This window comes from Pseudomonas sp. BLCC-B112 (genome assembly GCF_028550695.1).
Classification (GTDB): Bacteria; Pseudomonadota; Gammaproteobacteria; order Pseudomonadales; family Pseudomonadaceae; genus Aquipseudomonas; species Aquipseudomonas danubii.
The window spans coordinates 79,215-100,569 of the sequence record NZ_JAQQGK010000003.1; the positions used below are offsets into that span (position 1 = coordinate 79,215).

A 21,355-nucleotide genomic window follows, 5' to 3' on the forward strand; every position below is an offset into this window, starting at 1 on the left:
TCTGGCAGCGGGGCGCCAGTAGGCCGGTGCATCACCGGCCAATGCCGAGGGTCGCAGGTTCAGCTCTCGTCCGCTCCGCCAGTTACGAGAAGGCGCATCCTCGGATGCGCCTTTCTTCTATCCGGACTCTACCCACACTCCACGGTTGCTTAAATTGAAGTACAGCCGTTTCTGGGGGACGCATGCTGCAGAATATCAGGGACAACTCACAAGGCTGGATTGCCAAAACCATCATCGGGGTCATCGTCGCATTGCTGGCGTTGACCGGTTTCGATGCCATTTTCCAGGCCACTACCCATAACCAGGACGCGGCCAAGGTCAACGGCGAGGAAATCACTCAGAACGAGTTGAGCCAGGCCGTCGACATGCAACGTCGTCAACTGATGCAACAGTTGGGCAAAGATTTCGATGCCTCCCTGCTGGATGAGAAGATGCTGCGCGAAGCCGCTTTGAAAGGGCTGATCGACCGCAAACTGTTGCTGCAAGGTGCACAGGATTCCAAGTTTGCCTTCTCCGAGGGCGCGCTGGATCAGGTGATCCTGCAAACGCCGGAATTCCAGGTTGAAGGCAAATTCAGCCCTGAGCGTTTCGATCAGGTGATTCGTCAGTTGGGCTACACCCGTCTGCAATTCCGCCAGATGCTGGCTCAGGAAATGCTGATCGGTCAGGTGCGTGCCGGTCTGGCGGGCAGTGGTTTCGTGACCGATGCTCAGGTACTGGCGTTCGCTCGTCTGGAAAAACAGACCCGAGATTTTGCTTCTCTGAGCATCAAGGCTGATCCGGCAGCGATCAAGCTGACCGATGACGAGGTCAAGGCCTATTACGATCAGCACGCCAAGGAGTTCATGACTCCCGACCAAGTGGTGATTGATTACATCGAGCTGAAGAAGGCTGCCTTCTTTGATCAGGTCAGTGTCAAGGACGAGGACCTGCAGGCGCTGTATCAGAAGGAAATCGCCAACCTGTCCGAGCAACGTCGTGCCGCGCACATCCTGATCGAAGTCAACGATAAGGTGAACGAGGCTCAGGCCAAGGCCAAGGTCGAAGAGATCCAGGCGCGTCTGGCCAAAGGCGAAAGCTTCGAGGCACTGGCCAAGGAATTCTCCCAGGATCCAGGCTCGGCTAATAACGGTGGCGACTTGGGCTACGCCGGTCCAGGTGTTTATGACCCAACCTTCGAGAAGGCGCTGTATGCGCTGAATAAGGATCAGGTCTCGGCTCCGGTGCGTACGGACTTCGGTTTCCACCTGATCAAGCTGTTGGGCATCGAAGCACCGGAAGTGCCGAGCTTCGCCAGTCTCAAGGACAAGCTGACCCGCGACTTGAAAACTCAGCAGGTCGAGCAGCGTTTCGTCGAGGCGACCAAGCAGCTGGAGGACTCTTCGTTCGAAGCCTCCGATCTGGCACAACCGGCTCAGGAGCTGAAGCTGACTGTTCACACCTCCGCGCCATTCGGCCGTGACGGTGGCGACGGTATCGCTGCCAACCGTGCAGTGGTGCAAGCAGCGTTCAGCACCGAAGTCCTCGACGAGGGTTCCAACAGCACCGCCATCGAACTGGACCCGGAAACTGTCGTGGTGCTGCGAGCCAAAGAGCATCGCAAACCTGAGCAACTGCCTCTGGAAAGCGTCGCCAGTGCCATTCGCACGCAATTGGCCAAGGAGCACGCCAGTGCTGCGGCCAAGACCAAGGCTGAAGAGCTGATTGCCAGCTTGCGTGACGGCAAGACCGCGCTGAACAAGCCGGTTGATGGCCAGAACTGGAAAGTCGCACAAGCGGTGACCCGTGGTCAGGATGGTATCGATCCAACTGTTCTGCAGGCGTTGTTCCGCATGAGCAAGCCTGAGTCCAAGGACAAACCGACCTTCACTAGCGTGACCCTGCCTAACGGCAATCTGCTGGTGCTGCAGCTCAATGCCGTCAATGAAGCCGCTGCGCCGACCGAGGAAGAGAAGGCTCAATACCGTCGCTTCCTGGCCTCGCGGGTAGGGCAGCAAGATTTTGCCGCCTACCGCAAGCAGCTGGAAAACCAGGCGGACATCAAGCGTTACTAATGCCTGAACCGCAGTGTTGAAAAGACCCCGGCCGCAATGCCGGGGTTTTTTTTGAGCTCGGATAAACCTCAGGTGCTGGTGGTGTGCCAGCGCTTGCGCGCATGCAGATAGGCCGCCTGATCGTTGTAACCCAGCTGTAGCGCAATCTGCGTCCGGGATTCGCCTTGCAATTCCAGATGCATTTCCAGCTCGGCGCGGGTCTGGTCCAGCAACTGGCGAAAACTCAGCCCCTGTTCCGCGAGACGTCGCCGCAGCGTGCGTGGGGTTTGATGCAGATGGGCACAAAGGCTTTCCAGGGTTACGGGATGGCCCGCCGCCAGGGCCTGACGACAGGCCCTGGCCACCTTGGCTGCCCAACCGCTCAGCCGTTGGTGCAGGGCCACCCGCCGATCCAGCTCTTCGCTCAACAGGTCGAGCATGCCGGCGTGGCGGGTCTGCAGTGGCAGTTGCAGGCTGTGCGGGTCGAAGTAGAAACGGTTGGCCCGGCAATCGAATTCGATACGGTCGCCAAACCAATGCTGGTATTGCGCGTGATAGTCGGGACGCGAATGGCTGAAGCAGGCCAGCACGGGCCGAACCGCAAGACCAGTACCACGCCGCAGTTGAGTGATGGACATGACTCCATAGTGTTCGATCAGGTAGCGGCTCAACTCCGCCGAGGTGTCGATATGGATTTCAACACCAGAACCTCGGGCATCCGTCACCCGTTGCACGCGATCGGTGTCCGAGCCCAACGGCGCATAGCGAACCCAGAATGCCATGGACGCGGCAACATCCGGACAGTAGAGGCTGGCATGGGCAATAACGTGCCAGTCCTGGGGCGTGAAGCGTTCGAACAGTTTGAGGCCTATGGCCGGCTCCAACGCCGCCGCCGCACGCCATAGCTGTTCCAGGTGCAGCAGGTTGTAGTCCTGGTGCGGCGCGGCGCTCTGGTCATTGAGGAAGCGTTGCAAGACTTCACCGAGGCGTCCTCGATGAAAGCGCGGGGCCGCTCGGTTGGCCGGATCTCGCTGGATTCTGTCCATTTCGCGCATAGAGAGGGCTGCCTTGCTGATCTCTAATGGTCGGGCGTTGCCCATAAGGATAAGAGCGAGAATGCCATGAACCACGATCTGATGACCAACAACCCCCTGTTGATCGTTTCGGCGATCTTTGTGTTTTTCATCCTCCTGGAAATAGCTTGTTCAGCCTTTCGCCAACCCCGTGGCCAGCGCCGCGACGTGCTGATCGAGGCGGTGGGCTCAAGCCTGTTGCTCGGCGTGACCTTTCCCCTGGTGATGTGGGCCAGCGGTGCGCTCATGGGCCTGGCACTGCCACAAGCCAGGGGCATGCTGGCGGATACGCCCTGGGTGCTTGGTCTGCTGTTGTTCCTGATCTTCGATGACATGACCCAATACTGGTGGCACCGCCTGACCCATCGTCTCCCCGCGCTGTATGCCCTGCACCGGGCTCACCATTCAGCGCCCTACATGAGCATTCGCATCGTTTATCGCAACAACAGCTTCTATTACCTGCTGATGCCCGGGATCTGGTTCTCCGGGGTGCTGATCTACTTGGGGCTGGCGCCGGTCTATTACGGTTACCTGATTCTCAAGATGACGGTGATCTTCGCCGCACACAGCAGCGTGGCCTGGGACGACAAGCTGTACCGCATCGGTTTTCTCCGGCCACTGATGTGGCTGGTGGAGCGAGTCTTTTCAACGCCTTCGACCCATTCGGCTCACCATGGCCTGAGCGCCGAGGATGGAGTGACCCACTACAAGGGCAACTTCGGTAACTTGCTGTTCCTCTGGGATGTGCTGTTTGGCACCGCGAAGATCACCCGCCGCCGGCCCGTTACCTTCGGTATCGAGCACTTGGCGCCGGTGAGCTGGAAGGAGGAGCTGTTCTGGCCGTTGGTACGCAGTCGCAAAGCCCGATCCGCTGCGCACGCAAAAGTGGATACTGCTTTGCAGACTGGCGCTTCGGCTGAAGGCTAGCGACCTGGCAGGCTCCGTTGCCGCGAGAACGCCCGGTTGCCAAGGCTTGGGTCGAGGATCAGCGTCTGACTGGAAAGCCCTGGTGCCGGGCGTTCACCGCCACCACCAGGCTGATCAGCAACAGCGCGGCGATCACCCAGGGGAAGATCGCCACTCCCGGCCCTTGCAGCAGCAAGGCGCCACCCAGGCCGCCACCGGCGATCGCCAGGTTCCATAGGGTGACCAGCATCGACTGCGCGGTGTCAGCGTGCTCGCCTGCGGCCTTGGCCAGTGCGGTTTGCAGCAGGGTGGCCATGCCGCCGAAGGACAGCCCCCAGATAGCGGTCGCCCCATAGATCGCCACTGGCCAGTCACTCAGCAGCCCCAGCATCAGGGTCGAGCCGATGAACAGCAGGCAACTGACCAGCACCAGTTGACGCAGCCAGCGATCGATCAGCAGGCCCACCAGCCAGATGCTCAACAATGCAGCCAGGCCAAACACCAGCAACACCCGCTCGATCTGCTCACCAAGCCCGACCGGCTCAAGAAAGGGCGCGATGTAGGTGTAGAGAATGTTGTGTCCCAGCACATAGGCAAAAGTCACCAACAGCACTGGTCGGATCCCCGGCAAGGCCAGGACTCGAGCCAGCGACAAGCGCTTCTGTGCGCGCAGCCCCGGGAAGTCCGGCACCTGAACCAGTACCCAGCCAATTAGCCCCAGGGTCAGCAAGGTCATGACAGCAAAGCTCATGCGCCAGCCCACCAGGTTGCCCAGCCAGGTTCCAGCGGGCATTCCCACCGACAGAGCCACCGGCGCGCCGAGCATGGCCAGTGTGATTGCCCGTCCTTGCAAGTGGGGCGCCACCATACGGCTGGCATACCCGGCCAGCAAGGCCCAGAGCAGGCCGGCGAAGACCCCGGCGAAAAAGCGTGCCACCAGAATCAGGCTGTAGTCACTGGAGAGAGCGGTAACACTGTTGACCAGGGCAAAGCCGGCGATGGCCAGCAACAGTAAGGGGCGCCGCCGCCAGCCCTGGGTGAGGATGATCAGCGGGATGGCGGCCAGTAGCGAACCCAGGGCATAGAAGGTCACCAGCTGGCCAATCAGTGCAGGTGAGACGCCAAGGTTGGCACTCATTTGTGGCAGCAGCCCAGCCGGCAGGGTCTCGGTCATCAGGGTAATGAAACCGGCGCTGGCGAGAGCCAGCAGGCCGCCGACAGGCAGGCGTTCGCGGGTCTCGGCGGGTGCTTGTAGCAGTTCACAGGCATTGGCGGAGTTGCTCATGGTCGGGCACCGTTGTGCAGGGGCAGAAATGAAGCTCACAGGGTAGGGTTCTGTGCATGGCGGAAAAATAGGCTAAGGTTCCGAACTTATCGGACACAGAAGTCCTTAATCGCAGGAGGCAGAATGGACTGGCTGGGCAGTATTCCGGTGTTCATGCAGGTGGCCGAGACACGTAGCTTTACCGAAGCGGGGCGGCTATTGGGAGTGTCCTCTTCAGCCGTGGGCAAGAGCATCGCGCGGCTTGAGGAGCGTCTGGAGACGCGCCTGTTCCATCGCACCACCCGCAGTATCAGCCTGACCGCCGAGGGGGCCGGGTTCCTCGAGCGCTGCCGCCGGATAGCTACCGAAGCGGAGGCTGCGGAGTTCCAGCTGTGCGATTCCTCCAGTGCGCCTGTAGGTAAGTTGCGGATCAGCGCTCCCCAAGTTCACGGGCTGTTGATGCCGGTACTGGCGGAGTTCATGCAGCTCTATCCACAGATCGAGCTGGACGTGGACCTTTCCGATCGCATGGTGGACGTGGTGGAGGAGGGGTTTGACCTGGTAGTGCGCACGGGCAATCCCAAGGACTCCCGGCTCCTGGCCCGACAATTGGGGCGCTTTCATATGGTGCTGGTGGGCAGTCCCGACTATTTCAAGCAGCGCGGCTTGCCGCAATGTCCCCAGCAACTGCGCGAGCACGCCTGCCTGCGGCACACCTTTCACCACACCGGCAAACTTGAACCGTGGCCGTTCAAGCCCCAGGCCCACTTACCGGAACCGCTGCTGCCGACCCGCTTGACCAGCAGCTCCATCGAGGCTGTGGAACACGCTGCCCGCAGCGGTTTGGGTATCGCCTGTTTGCCGGATTTCATGGTGCAGGCGGCGGTCCGCCGGGGAGCGTTGCAGACAGTGCTCGACGAGTACCTGGAACACAGCGGCACGTTCTGGGTGCTGTGGCCATCGAGCCGACATGCGGCGGCCAAGCTGAGGGTGTTGATCGAGCACTTGAGCGAGCGACTTTTTCCGGCAAACAACGGTCAGTAAACTTGTGTGAAATTTAAGACACCAATTACCTGCGCGGTGTGGCATTGATCTGTTGCACAATACGCGCCGGAGCGTTTTCCTCAGGATTTTCGATGTTTAGATCATTTCATCTGCGCGCCGCAGCCGCGGCATTGCTGCTGTCCGCTGTCGCCGGTTGTTCGACGCACAAGACCGCCATCTACGAGCATGAAAGCTTCGATGATTCCGGCACTTTTTCGCGCAATTACCCGGTCAGCGATACCGCTTCCTGTGAAGCCGCACGCCGGGCTCTGCTGAGCCAGGGCTACATCATCACCAGCAACGACCCGAAGCTGGTCAGTGGCCACAAGAGCTTCCAGCAGACCGGTGAGACCCATCTGGAGATCAGCTTCAATGTGGTCTGTGCCCAGGATGGCAGCGGCGACCAACGTTCGACGGTGTTTGCCAACGCCTTGCAGGACCGTTATGCACTCAAGAAGGTGAACAACTCGGCGAGCCTGGGCGTCGGAGTGCTGGGTTCGGTGTCAATGCCGATCGGTTCCACCGACGATTCCATGGTCAAGGTGGCCAGTGAGACGGTCTCGTCTGCCAAGTTCTATGAGCGCTACTTCGCCCTGGTCGAGCTGTTTTTGCCCCAGGAAGTGAAGAAGGCTGCACATATCGAAGAGAAGCCCAAGGCTGATCTGGGGGTTCCTGAAAACAAGCCCGAGGCGGAACCCAAGCCTGAGTCCAAGCCACAGAGCCCAGTGATCGAGCCGAGTGCTGTGGTCGCGCCGCTGGTGCCCGCCAATGAGCCTGAGCCAACGCTCTCCCAGCCCGTGGCTCCACCAGCGGAAGTCGCGCCGATTGTGCCGGCTGCCAGCAGCGAGCTGGCGCCTGCCAATCAAGCCGTCACTGCGCCCCCCGCCAGCAGTCTGCCGCCGCCGACCGAGCCGATTCCCGCTCTGCCGGGCAGCGGGCACTGATCGGTTCTAGGGTTCTCGGGCCGACTCTTTAAAGTCGGCCCGATGTTTACATCGCGCTCGCCTTCGGCTGCAATCATTGCCGTTGCATAGGTATCCACAGCTTAAATTTCTCACGGGCTGTTACGTTTTAACGACATAAATCTTGACCGGAGGGGTAGTATTTTTTCTGTCATCCCGGCACTTTATGCTGGTCCCGACAGTCATTAGGCACAGGGTTATTCAATCAACGGAAAAGGAGTCCGCCATGGACGAATACCAAGAGGAACTGCTGGAGTATCAAGCTTTCGAGCTCGATCCCCTGGAACCAGCAGAAGACGCCACCGAGCTGTAACGCCGGTGGCGTTTTTTTTTAGCCGAATTGTCGGTGGCTGCGCCGGAATTCCCCCGGGGTCTGCCCGTTCCAACGCTTGAAAGCCCGTTGAAATGCCTCGGCTGAGGCAAAGCCCAACAGATAGGCGATCTCGCCGAATGCCAGTTCGGTATCGCGGATATAGGTCATGGCCAGGTCGCGACGAGTGTCGTTGAGAATCGCTCGAAACTGCGTCCCTTCTTCCGCCAGCTTGCGCCGCAGGGTCCAGGTCGGCAGCTTCAGGCGCATCGCCACTTCTTCCAGGTCCGGCTCACGGCCACCGTTGAGCAGAGGGCCCAACAGCTGAATGATGCGTTCGCGCAGGCTGCGGGTCCGGGTCAACTGTTCCAGTTCTCTTTCACATAGCTGCACCAGATGCCGCCAGGTGCTGGGGCAATGCTCCGGATTGCGCAGGGCCAGGTTGGCCTGGCTCAAGCGCAGCTGGTTCTGTTCAGCACCGAACTGGATGGGCGTTGGGCCGAGCAGGGCATAGGCGTCGTGATAGTCCGGGCGCTCGAACTCGATGTCGATCTGCTCAGCATGAATGGCCTGGCCGCAAAGGCTCGACAGCTGCTGAAGCCAGCCGGACATGATCGAGTCCACGACGAAACGGTTGTAGGCGTTGTAGGGGCTGATGGAATAAAAGCGCAGCCAGGCACCGTTGGCGTCTTCGTGAAAGCTCGACTGGCCGCGATAGTTGGAGCCGTACAAGGCCTCGAAACGGGTCAGGCAGCGAGCCGCTTCGCGCACGGTAGGGGCTTGCGCGGCAGTCACCCCCGCAAGGCCCATCTGGCTCAGGCGACTCAGGCGGCCCATGCGCAGACCCAGTGCCGGGTCACCGGTCAGCTGGATCGCCCCGTGGCCCAGGCGCATGTAGCGGGGGATCGACAAGCGTGCCCCGGCTTCCCCCAGCCTGGCGGCGTCCAGTGCGTATTGTTCCAGCAACGGTGTCGGGTCCAGCCCATGACTGCGGACCGCGTCCACCAGGCTGTGGACGAACCCCACCGAGAGGTCTCCCAGGCGCATCGGCGGCGTCTTCATCGACTACAACCAGATGTTCAGCAAGCGAGCACCCCGGGTGCCCTCGTCGGCAAAGGTCTGGCCATTGCTGTTGATAAAGCTCTGGCCGCTGCTGCGCTGGTCCCAGAACTGGCCACGCAGGAACACGCTGACCCCGGCACTGGCCAGGCTGCTGGGCGGGCGGGCAGTGAGGGTCAGGCGATGCCAGGCCTCGCCTTCGCTGGCTTCCTCGGGCTTGAGGCTGACTTCACTGGGGGTGGCGATGCTCTTGTAACCGCGCCAGGGTTTGTCCCAGCCGTCGCGGCCCATGACAAAGGCCGGAACCGCCACCAATTGAGTGCTCTGCTCATTGAGCTTGCGATAGTTTTCCGGGTACCAGCTGTCGCTGCCGATCAGTACGCCGAGCCGTCCGGCGGGGGTATCGATCACCCGTAGCGCTGTATCGGTATCGCCCTTCAGGTAGCCGCTTTCGGCATAGGTCGGGTAGATCTGCCGCTGAGGCTGGCCCATGGGCAGGCCATCGCTGCCGAACACCAGGCTGCTGTTGTACAGGGCGCCGCTGCCAATCTGCAGGGTGCCCTGACTGACACTGGGCTCCGGCAGAATGATGGTGCCGGCCACCAGGGTCACCTGGAACTCCTTGGCCAGGCCGCCGAACAGCCACTGATAGTCCTTGGCCATTTTCTTCGCCTTCATGCGCAGATACGCATCGTCCAGGCGACTGTCGCCCCTGGCGCTGATCAGCGCCTTGAGAAACGGCAAGGGGTTGCTCACGGCCAGCCAGTTCATCGCTTCTTTCAAGGAGGCGGCCTGGTACAGCTCGTTCTTTTCACCACTGACCATCAGCCAGGTGCCGATATGCTCCGGTAGCACGACGATGGTCTTGGCGTTGACCAGGCCTTTGTCAGTGGCTTGCTGCAAGTAGGCCGCCAGCTTGCGATGCAGGCGTTCGATGTTCTGGTAGTCGGTGGGGAACAGTTCAGGCTGAATCGCCAGCAGGTTGCCATGATCGGCTGGCACGCCTTGATCCACCGCGAGCTGGATGCGCAGGTCCGACAGGTAGTGCGCCTCTGGACGGTCGCGAGTCCAGATTGCGTAGCGGGTGGCGGCTGCAAGCAGGGCCAGAGTGAGGATGATGTAGAGAAGTTTGCGCATGGGGAAATAGTCAGCGGCCGTGTGCAGGAGTCGTCGACTAGGGTAGGGCCCGGGCCGACGCTTGCCAAGGGGCGCTGTGCGTTTGGATCAATAAGTTGTCAGTTACGGTCATTGAGCACCGGGTACTGTGCTCTTAGTCTGTGGAGCACTACCGATGGAAGACGCAGAGCTTCCACACTTTCCGTGATTGCCCGATCTGGAGTGACACCATGGCTGCCGCACCTTACCCGCACTTGCTGGCCCCCCTCGACCTGGGGTTCACCACCCTGCGCAACCGTACCCTGATGGGGTCCATGCACACCGGCCTGGAAGAGAAGCCCGGCGGTTTCGAGCGCATGGCGGCGTATTTTGCCGAGCGTGCCCGCGGCGGCGTAGGCCTGATGGTCACCGGCGGTATCGGTCCCAACGACGAGGGCGGGGTGTATTCCGGCGCCGCCAAGCTGACCACCGAGGAAGAGGCCCTCAAGCACCAGATCGTCACTCGTGCGGTGCACGAGGCGGGTGGCAAGATCTGCATGCAGATTCTCCACGCCGGGCGTTATGCCTACAGCCCCAAGCAGGTCGCCCCCAGCGCGATCCAGGCGCCGATCAACCCGTTCAAGCCCAAGGAGCTGGACGAGGAAGGCATCGAGAAGCAGATCTGCGACTTCGTCACCTGCTCGACCCTGGCCCAGAAAGCCGAGTACGACGGCGTCGAAATCATGGGCTCGGAAGGTTATTTCATTAACCAGTTCCTGGCGGCCCACACCAACCACCGTACCGACCGCTGGGGTGGCAGCTACGAAAACCGCATGCGCCTGCCGGTGGAAATCGTTCGCCGGGTGCGTGAGGCGGTCGGTCCGAACTTCATCATCATCTTCCGCCTGTCGATGCTCGACCTGGTGGAAGGCGGCAGCACCTGGGAAGAAATCGTGCAGTTGGCCCAGGCCATCGAACAGGCCGGCGCCACCCTCATCAATACCGGGATCGGCTGGCACGAAGCGCGGATTCCCACCATCGCCACCAAGGTGCCTCGCGCCGCATTCAGCAAAGTCACGGCCAAGCTGCGCGGTTCGGTGAGTATTCCGCTGATCACTACCAACCGCATCAACACCCCGGAAATCGCTGAGCAGATCCTCGCCGAGGGCGATGCCGACATGGTTTCCATGGCTCGGCCGTTCCTCGCCGATCCGGACTTCGTCAATAAAGCCGCCGCCGGTCGCGCCGACGAGATCAACACCTGCATCGGCTGTAACCAGGCGTGCCTGGACCATACCTTCGGCGGCAAGCTCACCAGTTGCCTGGTCAACCCCCGTGCCTGCCACGAGACCGAGCTGAACTACCTGCCGGTCACGCAGATCAAGAAGATTGCCGTAGTGGGGGCCGGCCCGGCGGGCCTGTCCGCCGCGACCGTGGCCGCTGAACGTGGCCACCAGGTGACCCTGTTCGACTCCGCCAGCGAGATCGGTGGCCAGTTCAACATCGCCAAGCGGGTGCCGGGCAAGGAGGAGTTCTATGAAACCCTGCGTTACTTCAAGCGCAAGCTGCAGACCAGCCATGTCGAGCTGTGCCTGAACACCCGGGTGGATGTGGAGCAACTGGTGGCCGGCGGTTTTGACGAAATCATCCTGGCCACCGGTATCGCCCCGCGTGTGCCGGCGATTCCCGGGGTGGAGCATTCCAAGGTCCTGAGCTATCTGGACGTGCTGCTGGAGCGCAAGCCGGTCGGCAAGAGCGTGGCAGTGATCGGTGCCGGTGGCATTGGCTTCGACGTCTCCGAGTTCCTGGTGCACCAGGGCGTGGCCACCAGCCAGGACCGTGAAGCGTTCTGGAAGGAATGGGGCATCGACACCCAGCTCGAAGCCCGTGGCGGCGTAGCGGGAATCAAGGCTGAGCCCCATGCACCGGCCCGTCAGGTGTTCCTGCTGCAGCGCAAGAAAACCAAGGTCGGCGACGGCCTGGGCAAGACCACCGGCTGGATTCACCGCACCGGGTTGAAGAACAAGCAGGTACAGATGCTCAACAGCGTCGAATACCTGAAGATCGACGACGCCGGTCTGCATATCCGCATTGGCGAGGCAGGAGAACCCCAGGTGCTGCCGGTCGACAATATCGTCATCTGCGCCGGTCAGGACCCGCTGCGTGAGCTGCAGGACGGCCTGCTGGCCGCAGGGCAGAATGTGCACTTGATCGGCGGCGCCGATGTGGCCGCGGAGCTCGACGCCAAGCGTGCCATCAATCAGGGCTCGCGCCTGGCGGCACAGCTGTAACGGCGTCAGCGACACGCAGCGGGCAAAGAGGCGCACTGGTAGACTGCGCCTCTTTGCATGTTGAACCTGACGCCGATGTCCTTTCCCGATTCCTTCGATTGGCTGCCCCAGGCACCGCTGCAACGGCTGGACCTGGACTGGCTGTCTCAAGCCGGGGTCGAGGTGGCGGTGCTGCGCCTGGACCTGATCGATCCGCTGATCAGCGGCAACAAGTGGTTCAAGCTGACCGAACACCTGGCAACCGCACGCCAGTGTGGTGCCGCCGGCATCATCAGCCTGGGCGGTGCCCATTCCAATCATTTGCACGCCCTGGCCGCTGCCGGTCGGCGTTTTGCCTTCCCCACGGTCGGGCTGTTGCGCGGCCATCCACAAGACACCCCGACCGTGCGCGACCTGCAGCGTTTCGGCATGCAGGTGCACTGGCTGGGTTACGCCGGTTACCGGGAGCGCCATGCCCCCGGTTTCTGGGCGCCTTGGCAGGCGCAGTACCCCGAGCTGTATCCGGTGCCCGAAGGGGGCGGTGGCCTGGCGGGGGCTTCAGGCTGCCGGCCGTTGCTACAACAGGTGCAGCAACAGTTGCCGGCCTTGGGCTGGAGCGACTATCACGGTTGGTGGCTGGCCGTCGGTACTGGCACCACCCTGGCCGGGCTGGTGCTGGCGGAGGCTGGCGCGCACCCGGTGTATGGCGCACTGGCGGTGCCTGCGGATCACGGGGTGGCGCAGCAGGTTGCGGATATTTTGCAGGAGGCCGGGCTGAACAGTGGCCGTTATGAGCTGCTGGACAGCAGTCGTGGCGGTTTTGCCAAGGTCGACGCAGAGCTGCGGGAGTTCATCCAACTGAGTGAGCGATACAGCGGCTTGCCATTGGAACCGCTGTACACCGGCAAGGCCCTGCTGGCCTTGCAGGCGCAGGTCCTGGCCGGGCGCTTTGCCGCGGGTAGCCGGTTGATCTTCGTGCATACCGGCGGCTTGCAAGGCCGCCGTGGATTCGCCGATCAGGCCTGATCCGCTTTGCGCCACATGCGTTGCAGGGTGTTATCGCGCATCACGTAGTGGTGATAGAGCCCGGCCAGGGCATACGGGACATCCTCGGTCATCAGGTCTGAAGCCTCCGTTCTTGCATGACGGAGTGCTGTAACTGTAATCCGCTATCCGAGGGTTTGCCTGAGTCGACAGGGGCTTTTATCGCCCTTGCCAGGGCCCCGGCGGGGCAATGCCCGATAAAAAAACGGCGGTGCCAGGAGCGCCGCCGTTTAGTTGTGGAGCTGGGGCCTGATCAGTGGCTCTGGGGCATCTCTCCTCGGGCCAGGCGCTGGTTGATGTCGGCGATGACCTGAGGCAGATCGGCAATGGTGTCGATCATGTAGTGCGGGCGTGAGGCCTCGAACAGTTTATGGATACGCTTGCGCTCGCTGACCAGGGTGTCGCTGGCCAGGGCTCGGAAGCCGTCATAGGTCAGGCCCAGGGCGTTGCCCGAGCAGATCAGGGCCACGGTCCACATGCCGGCGCGCCGGCCTTCGAGAATCCCTGGCACGGTGTCGTCGATCTTCACGCAGGCGGCAACATCATCGATGCCCAGGGCGATCACATTGGCCAGGGCCTGGGCCGGCCAGGGGCGACCGTTGGGCACTTCGTCGGTGGCCACTACATGGTCGGCGACGTAGCCGTTGCTGGCGGCCAGGGCCACCACCTTGTCCATCACCTGCTTGGGGTAACCGGAGCAGGAGCCGATCTTGATGCCTTGCTCGCGCAGCTTGGCAATCACTTCCAGGGCGCCAGGAATCAGTGCCGAATGCTCGGCGATTTTCTCGATCTGCAATGGCATGAAGCGCTCGTAGATGGCTGTGACGTCGGCATCGGTGGGCGTACGGCCGAAGACTTTGCGGTAGCGCTCGGCCACCTCCGGCAGGTCGCACAGGGTGCGGATATGGTCCCACTTACCCATGCCCATGGGGCCGCGGGCTTCTTCGATAGACACCTGCACATCGAATTCGGCAAAGGCTTCGACAAAGATCTGCGTCGGAGCGAAGGAGCCGAAGTCCACCACGGTGCCGGCCCAGTCGAGGATCGCCGCTTGCAGCTGAGAAGGGTTGCTGTAGTTCATGGTTTCAATGCCTGTGTAGGAGCGAGCTTGCTCGCGAAAAAAGGTTCGGGATCGCATCGCCTGTTTCGCGAGCAAGCTCGCTCCTGCAGGCACGGCGGGGAGTCAGATGTTCTGGACTTCCATTTCCTGCAGTACCTCGGCGATGGCGGCGACGGCGGCCTGCATGCCGCGGCGGTCGACGTGACCGATGCAGCCCACGCGGAAGGTTTCGACTTGGGTCAGCTTGCCCGGGTAGAGGATGTAGCCCTTGGCCTTGACCCGTTCATAGAAATCCTTGAACTGGTAACGCGGGTCTTGCGGGGCATGGAAGGTGACGATGATCGGCGCCTGGATTGCTTCCGGCAGAAAGCTGCGCAAGCCCAAGTTCCCCATGCCTTCCAGCAGTGTCCGACAGTTGTCGGCGTAGCGCGCATGGCGTGCCGGCAGGCCGCCTTCCTCGTTGTACTGCAGCAGGGCTTCATGTAACGCAGCGACCACGTGGGTCGGTGGGGTGAAGCGCCACTGGCCGGTCTTGGCCATGTAGCTGTGCTGGTCGTGCAAGTCCATGGCCAGGGAATGGGCGTTGCCCGCCGCCTGGGCCAGGGACTCCTTGCGGGCGAAGACAAAACCCATGCCGGGCACGCCTTCCAGGCATTTGCCGGAGGCGGCGATCAATGCGTCGAAGGGGATTTCCCGGGCATCGATGGGCAGGGCGCCAAAGGAGCTCATGGCGTCGATGATCAGGCGTTTGCCGTGGCGGGCCACCACCTGGGCGATCTCCGGCAGCGGGTTGAGGATGCCGGTGCTGGTTTCGCAGTGGATCAGGGCCACGTGGCTGATGCGGTGGTCGGCCTGGAGCAGGCGCTCGACGTCGGCGGCGGTGGTGGGTTCGTCCTCGGCGGTTTCAAAGGTGCTGAAGTCGCGGCCGAGCACTTCGCAGATTTTCGCCAGGCGCTTGCCGTAGGCACCGTTGATCAGCACCAGGACCTTGCCGTTGCGGGGCACCAGGGTGCCGATGGCGGCTTCCACGGCAAAGGTGCCGCTGCCTTGCAGGGGGACGCAGTGGTGACTGTCGGCGCCGTTGACGATGGCCAGCAGTTGCTGGCACAGGCTGGCTGTCAGTTGGTTGAAGCGGTCATCCCATGAACCCCAGTCCACCAGCATCGCCTGGCGGGTGCGGGCGGATGTGGTCAGGGGCCCGGGGGTAAGCAGGATTGGCTCGGCGATGCTCATGCTGTGTCCTCGAAAGTGATGGGATGAAGCTACGGGGACTAAATTGCAGTTTGCCTTGTCATCAATCAAATTGTTTGTTGTTATGCCAGCCATCAGTGAGGCCGATAGCTATGAACCTGTTTCAACTCCGCGCATTCGACGCCGTGGCCCGTGAAGGCAGCTTCACCCGGGCTGCCGGGCGGCTGTTTATCAGCCAGCCGGCGGTGACCGGGCATATCAAGGCCCTGGAAGAGCATTACCAGATCACCCTGCTGCGGCGCACTGCGCGCCGGGTGGAACTGACCGAGGAAGGCATCAAGCTGGCGGCCATCACCCGGGCCATGTTCGGTTTGGCCGAAGAGGCCCAGGCCATGCTCGAGGCCAACCGGCAATTGCTGACCGGGCGCCTGGAAGTAGCGGCGGACGGCCCGCACATGGTGATGCCGATGCTGGCCAGCCTGCGGGCGAAGTATCCGGGGGTGACGGTCAACTTGCGCCTGGGCAATGCCCAGGAAACCCTGGCGGCGCTGCTGTCGGAACACGCCGACGTGGCGGTGCTGACCGAAGTCGAGCCGCGCAAGGGCCTGCACCTGCAAAGCCTGGGTGAGTCGCGGATGTGTGCCCTGGTGCCCCAGGGGCATCCCTGGCTGGAGCTGTCTGAAGGCATTGCCATCGAACAACTGGATCAGGTGATCATGGTGCTGCGCGAGCCCAGCTCCATCACTCGGCGCACCTTCGATGAGGCTTGCGTGCTGGCCAGGGTCCAGCCCCGCGTGCTGCTGGAACTGGACAGCCGCGAGGCGGTGACCGAAGCGGTGGCGGCGCAGTTGGGGGTCGGGATCGTCAGTTCAGTGGAAGTGGGGCACGACCCGCGGGTGTGCACGGTGCCGATTCGTGGTGCTGGCCTGATCAACCGGCACATGCTCGGTTGCATGGAACGGCGCCGTGACCTGCGCTTGATCCAGGCGTTTTTCGCCCTGGCTCCTTGACCGCCCCGTAGGAGCTGGCTTGCCAGCGAAGAGGCCCCAGGGATCGCCTTCGCCGGCAAGCCAGACTCCTACGGTAGCGGTGCCTGGGAGATCGCCTTCGCCGGCAAGCCGGCTCCTACGGTAGTGGTGCCTGGAGATCGCTTTCGCCGGCAAGCCGGCGCCTACGGGGCGGTGGGGGAGGCCAGGCTTTCGCGTACCAGATCGAGAAAGGTCGCGACGATCCGCCGTGAACTCTGCTCGCGCAGGCACACCAGGGTTTCGGTCATGCGCCGCTGACAGTCGATGATCGGCAGGGCGCAGACCCGGGAGTCGGCGCCGAACTCCGCCGCCGAGACCACCCCCACGCCAATCCCCACCACTACCGCCTCCCGCGCCGCTTCCCGGCCTTCCACCTGTATGGTTGGGCGAATCCGCAGGCCGGCCCGATTCATTTCCTCTTCCAGGGTCTGCCGGGTTACCGAGCCGACTTCCCGCAGCACCAGGGGCGTGTCATCCAGGTCGGCCAGGCAGATGGACTGGCGATCGGCCCAGGGATGATTGCGCGAGACAAAGGCCACCATCGGGTCGTTGCGCAGGGTCAAGGACAGCAGGCGCTCGTCGTCTACCTCGCGTCCCAACAGGGCCAGGTCGGCCTGGTAGTTGAACAGGCGCAGCAGGGATTCGTCGGTGTTGCCGGTCTCGATCTTCACATTGATCCCGGGGTACAGCTCGCAGAACCGGGCGATCTGCGGCAGCACATGCACCGGGGCATCCACCGCCAGTACCAGGCTGCCGGTCTGCAAGGCCTGGGAATCCTGCAACAGTTCCTTGGCTTCGGCCTCCACCACGAACAGGCGCTGGGTGATGGCCAGCAGGCGTTCTCCCAGATCCGTGAGGCGTACCGAGCGTTTGTTGCGATGGAACAGGATGACGCCGAAGCGCTCTTCGAGCTTGCGCACCTGATCGGAAATCGCCGGCTGGGTGAGGAACAGGCGTTCGGCGGCCTTGGTGAAGTTGCCGTGCACGGCCACCGCATGAAAGGCCTTCAACTGTGCGTGGGAAACCGACATAGGCAGATCCTCTTACAAGCTGGACTTATATTTGAAATACGATAAATCGATTTCACTTATTAATTGGTAATTGCTTCCATCTTTCAAGGCCGGGTGACCCGTCAGTCGACCCGTACCCGGCCCTGATGCCTGTGCGTGCACCCCCAAGTCCCGAAACAGGGAAAGCAACAGGACTCATCTGACCAGCAGTGCCTGCCTCAAGGGCTCTGCTGCAGTGCTCAACAATAAAAAACACAGGCGTTTGCTCCTCATTCTGCCGGCACACTCACCCTGAGGTCAGAACCACAATGAATAAGCACAACGGCACCATCAAACGTTGGCGCGTGCAGATTTTCGCCATCACCTGGATCGCCTACGCGGCGTTCTACTTCACCCGCAAAGCCTTTTCCGTCGCCAAACTGGGGATCGCCGACGATCCCGACTTCACCCTCGACAAGATGGCCATGGCCAACCTCGACGCCATCTACCTGGCGGCCTACGCCGTGGGCCAGTTCACCTGGGGAATCTTCGCCGACCGTTTCGGCCCGCGGGTGGTAGTGCTGGGCGGCCTGCTGATCTCCGCGGCCGCGGCCCTGGTCATGGGCAGCTTCGCCACCTTGCCGGTGTTCGCCACGTGCATGCTGATCCAGGGGCTGGCGCAGTCCACCGGCTGGTCCGGGCTGTGCAAGAACATGGGCAGTTTCTTTCCTGCCCGGGAGCGTGGCCGGGTCCTGGGGCTATGGAGTTCCTGCTACGCCTTTGGCGGGCTGGTGGCGTCGCCCTTTGCCGGCTGGTGGGCCTATACCCTGATCGGCACCTGGCATGCGGCGTTCATCTCCAGTGCCGTGGTGGTGGGGCTGACGGCGGTGCTGTTTTTTATCTTCCAGCGCAACACCCCGCAGGATGTGGGTTTGCCGGCGGTGGAGCCATTGGCGCCACAGAGTGCCGAGGAGGAGGCCGCCGAGCGCCGCCTGAGTGTCTGGGAGCCGTTGCGGGAGATCCTGCGCAATCGCACGGTGCTGGTTCTCGGTCTGTCGTACTTCCTGCTCAAACCGGCGCGCTACGCGATTCTGCTGTGGGGACCGGTGATCGTTTATGAGCAGATGCCGTCGGTGGGCAAGGTGGGGGCGGCGATCGTGCCCACCACCTTCGAGCTGGCCGGGCTGCTGGGGCCGATCATGATCGGCCTGGCCTCGGACAAGCTGTTCGGTGCCCGGCGCATGCCGGCCTGTGTCCTCAGCCTCTTGGCGCTGACGGTGTCCCTGGCGCTGTTCATGGGGGCGCTGCACACCGGCAGCGTGCTGCTGGTGATGCTGCTGCTGTTTTTCATGGGGCTGACCCTGTACGGGCCGGACTCGATGATCAGCGGCGCGGCGGCCATTGATTTCGGTTCGGCCAAGGCCGGGGCCACGGCGGCAGGCTTCGTCAATGGCTGTGGCTCGGTGGGGGCGGTACTGGGGGGCTTGTTGCCGGGCTATTTCGACACGGTGACGGTGTTCATCGTGTTTGCCGGCTGTGCCCTGGTCTCTGCGCTGTTGCTGATGCCGTTCTGGAACAGCCGGCCCCAAGGGGTCGAGCCGGTGCGCGGGCTCGTTCCCAATGGACCTTTGTTGATCAAGCCGCTGCGTTCCTGACTTTTCTGCCTCTTCGCCGGCAAGCCGGCTCCTACGAAGTGTTGTAGGCGCTGGCTTGCCAGCGCACCCACTTGCCGTTTTTTTCCTGGAGACTCACCCATGCGACCTTTCTGGCTGGAACAGGCCCTGCAACAGGAAACCCTGGCCCCCTGTCCGCTTCTGCAAGGCGATACCACCTGCGAGGTGGCCATTGTCGGCGGTGGCTACACCGGTTTGTGGACAGCCATCATGCTCAAGGAGCAGAACCCCGGGCTGGATGTGCTGCTGATCGAGGCGGATATCTGCGGCGCCGGTGCCAGTGGGCGCAATGGCGGCTGTGCGCTGTCCTGGTCGGCCAAGTACTTCACCCTGGAGCGTCTGTTCGGCATCGAGGAGGCGGTGCGCCTGGTCAAGGAGTCGGAGCGCAGCATCCATGCCATCGGCGCATTTTGCGAGCGCTATGGAGTGGAGGCTCACTATCGCCTCGACGGTACCTTGTACACCGCCACCAACCAGGCCCAGGTCGGCTCCACCGACGGGGTGATCGCGGCCCTGGAACGCCGGGGCATCAATTCTTTCGAGAAGCGCCCCTTGGCCGATGTGCAGCGCATGGCCGGTTCCAGCCAGCACCTGGAAGGCTGGTACTCGCCGGCCGCCGCCAGTGTGCAGCCGGGGTTGCTGGTGCGTGGCTTGCGCCGGGTGGCTTTGCAATTGGGGGTCAGAATCCATGAGCACAGCGCCATGACCGGATTGGAAGAAGGGCGCCCGGCGCTGTTGCGCACCCCTTTGGGACAGATCCGTGCCCAGCGCGTGGTGTTGGCGATGAACGCCTGGATGGCCCGGGCCTTCCCGCAGTTCGAACGCAGTGTGGCGATTGTTTCCAGTGACATGCTGATCACCGAGCCGCGTCCGCAGTTGCTGCAGCAGATCGGCTTGACCAGCGGCGTGACGGTGCTGGATTCGCGAATCTTCGTGCACTACTACCACAACACTCCGGACGGCCGGATCATGCTCGGCAAGGGCGGCAACACCTTTGCCTACGGTGGGCGCATGCTGCCGGTATTCGACCAGCCGTCGCCCTATGCCGGTTTGTTGCACAAGAGCCTGGGGCAGTTCTTCCCGGCCTTTGCCGAGGTGCCGGTGGCTGCGACCTGGAACGGTCCGTCGGATCGCTCGATCACCGGGTTGCCGTTCTTCGGCCAGATGAGCCGCGCCGGCAACCTCTTCTATGGGTTCGGCTATTCCGGCAGCGGCGTGGGCCCCTGTCATATGGGAGGGCAGATTCTCGCATCCCTGGTCCAGGGCCTGGACAATCCCTGGACCCGTTCGCCCCTGGTCAACGGTCCCTTGGGTTACTTCCCCCCGGAGCCGATCCGCTACCTGGGCTCGCTCATGGTGCGCAACGCCATTCGCCGCAAGGAGCGGGCCGAGGATCATGGGCGTCGGCCGCGGCATCTGGATGTGCGTCTGGCGCGTTTCGCTGCGGCCGCCGGCAAGGCCGACAAGGGCTGAAGCCTGGCGGGGTAGGGCCGGTCGCTGACTTTTTGGTCGATCAGGGCCCTGAGGACGTATAAACTTGCCCATCGCGTCGGCCAAATCCAACTCGACGCCATAGATCAAGAGAGTGAGTAATGGGCGCACAGTGGAAGGTTAAACACAAAGAAGCGGCAGCCAACGCCAAGGGCAAGATCTTCGGCAAGCTGGTGAAAGAGATCACCATTGCCGCACGTAACGGCGCTGACACCGCCACCAACGCCCACCTGCGGCTGGTGGTGGAGCAGGCGAAAAAGGCTTCGATGCCCCGCGAGACCCTTGAGCGCGCCATCAAGAAAGGTTCGGGCCAACTGGGCGAGACCGTGCAGTACCACCGCGTGACCTACGAAGGTTTTGCCCCGCACCAGGTGCCGCTGATCGTTGAATGCGTGACCGATAACATCAACCGCACCGTGGCGGAAATCCGCGTGGCCTTCCGCAAGGGCCAACTGGGCGCTTCGGGCTCGGTCTCCTGGGACTTCAACCACGTGGGCATGATCGAAGCCTCGCCGGACAGCCCGGACGCCGATCCGGAACTGGCCGCCATCGAGGCCGGTGCCCAGGATTTCGAGCCGGGCGAAGAGGGCGCGACCCTGTTCCTGACCGAGCCTGCGGACCTGGACGCGGTACAGAAAGCCCTGCCCGAGCAAGGTTTCACCGTGTTGTCGGCCAAGCTGGGCTATCAGCCGAAGAACCCGGTGAGCGGCCTGAGCGATGAGCAGATGGCTGAAGTCGAGGCCTTCCTTGAAGGCCTGGACAACCATGACGACGTGCAGGACATGTTCGTCGGCCTGGCGGGTTAAAACCGTGATTCTCCGGCCAGCCGGCTCCTGCATACCTCTGTAGGAGCCGGCTGGCCG

17 protein-coding genes are annotated in these 21,355 nt (G+C 62.5%); 10 read left to right on the plus strand and 7 right to left on the minus strand.

Annotation, left to right across the window (positions count from 1 at the left end; all coding sequences use genetic code 11):
* Positions 1-182: 182 nt before the first annotated feature.
* On the plus strand, positions 183-2,054 hold the full coding sequence (locus PQT43_RS09320) for a SurA N-terminal domain-containing protein (RefSeq protein ID WP_102864653.1): 1,872 nt from the start codon (positions 183-185) through the stop codon (positions 2,052-2,054).
* A 68-nt stretch (positions 2,055-2,122) separates the two neighbouring features.
* On the opposite strand, the gene PQT43_RS09325 is transcribed toward PQT43_RS09320, so the two are convergent.
* Complete coding sequence (locus tag PQT43_RS09325) at positions 2,123-3,088, minus strand: AraC family transcriptional regulator ligand-binding domain-containing protein (RefSeq protein ID WP_267268617.1); 966 nt, start codon at positions 3,086-3,088, stop codon at positions 2,123-2,125.
* Positions 3,089-3,154: 66 nt separating this feature from the next.
* Here PQT43_RS09325 and PQT43_RS09330 point away from each other — a divergent pair, with 66 nt between their 5' ends.
* Positions 3,155-4,033, plus strand: a complete 879-nt coding sequence (locus PQT43_RS09330; RefSeq protein ID WP_253085177.1) for a sterol desaturase family protein — start codon at positions 3,155-3,157, stop codon at positions 4,031-4,033.
* A gap of 58 nt (positions 4,034-4,091) precedes the next feature.
* Here the strand turns inward: PQT43_RS09330 and PQT43_RS09335 are convergent, their stop codons facing one another.
* Positions 4,092-5,297, minus strand: a complete 1,206-nt coding sequence (locus PQT43_RS09335) for an MFS transporter (RefSeq protein WP_267268616.1) — start codon at positions 5,295-5,297, stop codon at positions 4,092-4,094.
* 123 nt (positions 5,298-5,420) lie between these two features.
* Here PQT43_RS09335 and PQT43_RS09340 point away from each other — a divergent pair, with 123 nt between their 5' ends.
* Together PQT43_RS09340 and PQT43_RS09345 are read left to right on the plus strand one after the other, a co-directional pair.
* Positions 5,421-6,320, plus strand: coding sequence for a LysR family transcriptional regulator (locus PQT43_RS09340; protein WP_102864657.1), 900 nt, complete (start codon positions 5,421-5,423; stop codon positions 6,318-6,320).
* Between the two features lie 92 nt (positions 6,321-6,412).
* Entirely contained in the window at positions 6,413-7,264 is an 852-nt protein-coding gene (locus tag PQT43_RS09345) for a DUF2242 domain-containing protein (protein ID WP_267268615.1), read from the plus strand.
* Between the two features lie 349 nt (positions 7,265-7,613).
* Here PQT43_RS09345 and PQT43_RS09350 read toward each other — a convergent pair whose 3' ends face one another.
* On the minus strand, positions 7,614-8,654 hold the full coding sequence (locus tag PQT43_RS09350) for an AraC family transcriptional regulator (RefSeq protein WP_102864660.1): 1,041 nt from the start codon (positions 8,652-8,654) through the stop codon (positions 7,614-7,616).
* A 3-nt stretch (positions 8,655-8,657) separates the two neighbouring features.
* Entirely contained in the window at positions 8,658-9,788 is a 1,131-nt protein-coding gene (locus PQT43_RS09355) for a carbon-nitrogen hydrolase family protein (RefSeq protein WP_170003378.1), read from the minus strand.
* Between the two features lie 209 nt (positions 9,789-9,997).
* Here PQT43_RS09355 and PQT43_RS09360 point away from each other — a divergent pair, with 209 nt between their 5' ends.
* Both PQT43_RS09360 and PQT43_RS09365 read left to right on the plus strand, forming a co-directional pair.
* On the plus strand, positions 9,998-12,037 hold the full coding sequence (locus PQT43_RS09360) for an NADPH-dependent 2,4-dienoyl-CoA reductase (protein WP_267268614.1): 2,040 nt from the start codon (positions 9,998-10,000) through the stop codon (positions 12,035-12,037).
* Between the two features lie 75 nt (positions 12,038-12,112).
* Entirely contained in the window at positions 12,113-13,042 is a 930-nt protein-coding gene (locus tag PQT43_RS09365) for a 1-aminocyclopropane-1-carboxylate deaminase/D-cysteine desulfhydrase (protein WP_253085203.1), read from the plus strand.
* Positions 13,043-13,313: 271 nt separating this feature from the next.
* Here PQT43_RS09365 and phnX read toward each other — a convergent pair whose 3' ends face one another.
* Together phnX and PQT43_RS09375 are read right to left on the minus strand one after the other, a co-directional pair.
* Complete coding sequence (gene phnX, locus PQT43_RS09370; RefSeq protein ID WP_267268613.1) at positions 13,314-14,141, minus strand: phosphonoacetaldehyde hydrolase; 828 nt, start codon at positions 14,139-14,141, stop codon at positions 13,314-13,316.
* A gap of 102 nt (positions 14,142-14,243) precedes the next feature.
* A complete protein-coding gene (locus PQT43_RS09375; protein ID WP_102864665.1) occupies positions 14,244-15,353 on the minus strand; it encodes a 2-aminoethylphosphonate--pyruvate transaminase in 1,110 nt (369 codons plus the stop codon).
* A 110-nt stretch (positions 15,354-15,463) separates the two neighbouring features.
* Here PQT43_RS09375 and PQT43_RS09380 point away from each other — a divergent pair, with 110 nt between their 5' ends.
* Entirely contained in the window at positions 15,464-16,321 is an 858-nt protein-coding gene (locus tag PQT43_RS09380) for a LysR substrate-binding domain-containing protein (RefSeq protein ID WP_102881824.1), read from the plus strand.
* A gap of 161 nt (positions 16,322-16,482) precedes the next feature.
* On the opposite strand, the gene PQT43_RS09385 is transcribed toward PQT43_RS09380, so the two are convergent.
* Entirely contained in the window at positions 16,483-17,370 is an 888-nt protein-coding gene (locus tag PQT43_RS09385; RefSeq protein ID WP_102864667.1) for a LysR substrate-binding domain-containing protein, read from the minus strand.
* A gap of 188 nt (positions 17,371-17,558) precedes the next feature.
* Here PQT43_RS09385 and PQT43_RS09390 point away from each other — a divergent pair, with 188 nt between their 5' ends.
* From PQT43_RS09390 to PQT43_RS09400, 3 genes are all read left to right on the plus strand, one after another.
* Positions 17,559-18,983, plus strand: a complete 1,425-nt coding sequence (locus PQT43_RS09390; protein ID WP_258381462.1) for an MFS transporter — start codon at positions 17,559-17,561, stop codon at positions 18,981-18,983.
* Positions 18,984-19,082: 99 nt separating this feature from the next.
* Entirely contained in the window at positions 19,083-20,474 is a 1,392-nt protein-coding gene (locus PQT43_RS09395; RefSeq protein WP_267268611.1) for an FAD-dependent oxidoreductase, read from the plus strand.
* A gap of 119 nt (positions 20,475-20,593) precedes the next feature.
* Positions 20,594-21,298, plus strand: coding sequence for a YebC/PmpR family DNA-binding transcriptional regulator (locus tag PQT43_RS09400; RefSeq protein WP_011062247.1), 705 nt, complete (start codon positions 20,594-20,596; stop codon positions 21,296-21,298).
* Positions 21,299-21,355: the final 57 nt, after the last annotated feature.

Bases quoted from the DNA above. Each gene is read 5' to 3' on its own strand.
- PQT43_RS09395 (WP_267268611.1), top strand. From the start codon at position 19,083: ATGCGACCTTTCTGGCTGGAACAGGCCCTGCAACAGGAAACCCTGGCC.
- PQT43_RS09385 (WP_102864667.1), bottom strand. From the start codon at position 17,370: ATGTCGGTTTCCCACGCACAGTTGAAGGCCTTTCATGCGGTGGCCGTG.
- PQT43_RS09375 (WP_102864665.1), bottom strand. From the start codon at position 15,353: ATGAGCATCGCCGAGCCAATCCTGCTTACCCCCGGGCCCCTGACCACA.
- phnX (WP_267268613.1), bottom strand. From the start codon at position 14,141: ATGAACTACAGCAACCCTTCTCAGCTGCAAGCGGCGATCCTCGACTGG.
- PQT43_RS09320 (WP_102864653.1), top strand. From the start codon at position 183: ATGCTGCAGAATATCAGGGACAACTCACAAGGCTGGATTGCCAAAACC.
- PQT43_RS09365 (WP_253085203.1), top strand. From the start codon at position 12,113: ATGTCCTTTCCCGATTCCTTCGATTGGCTGCCCCAGGCACCGCTGCAA.
- PQT43_RS09340 (WP_102864657.1), top strand. From the start codon at position 5,421: ATGGACTGGCTGGGCAGTATTCCGGTGTTCATGCAGGTGGCCGAGACA.
- PQT43_RS09360 (WP_267268614.1), top strand. From the start codon at position 9,998: ATGGCTGCCGCACCTTACCCGCACTTGCTGGCCCCCCTCGACCTGGGG.
- PQT43_RS09355 (WP_170003378.1), bottom strand. From the start codon at position 9,788: ATGCGCAAACTTCTCTACATCATCCTCACTCTGGCCCTGCTTGCAGCC.
- PQT43_RS09350 (WP_102864660.1), bottom strand. From the start codon at position 8,654: ATGAAGACGCCGCCGATGCGCCTGGGAGACCTCTCGGTGGGGTTCGTC.
- PQT43_RS09325 (WP_267268617.1), bottom strand. From the start codon at position 3,088: ATGCGCGAAATGGACAGAATCCAGCGAGATCCGGCCAACCGAGCGGCC.
- PQT43_RS09400 (WP_011062247.1), top strand. From the start codon at position 20,594: ATGGGCGCACAGTGGAAGGTTAAACACAAAGAAGCGGCAGCCAACGCC.
- PQT43_RS09335 (WP_267268616.1), bottom strand. From the start codon at position 5,297: ATGAGCAACTCCGCCAATGCCTGTGAACTGCTACAAGCACCCGCCGAG.
- PQT43_RS09345 (WP_267268615.1), top strand. From the start codon at position 6,413: ATGTTTAGATCATTTCATCTGCGCGCCGCAGCCGCGGCATTGCTGCTG.
- PQT43_RS09330 (WP_253085177.1), top strand. From the start codon at position 3,155: ATGAACCACGATCTGATGACCAACAACCCCCTGTTGATCGTTTCGGCG.
- PQT43_RS09380 (WP_102881824.1), top strand. From the start codon at position 15,464: ATGAACCTGTTTCAACTCCGCGCATTCGACGCCGTGGCCCGTGAAGGC.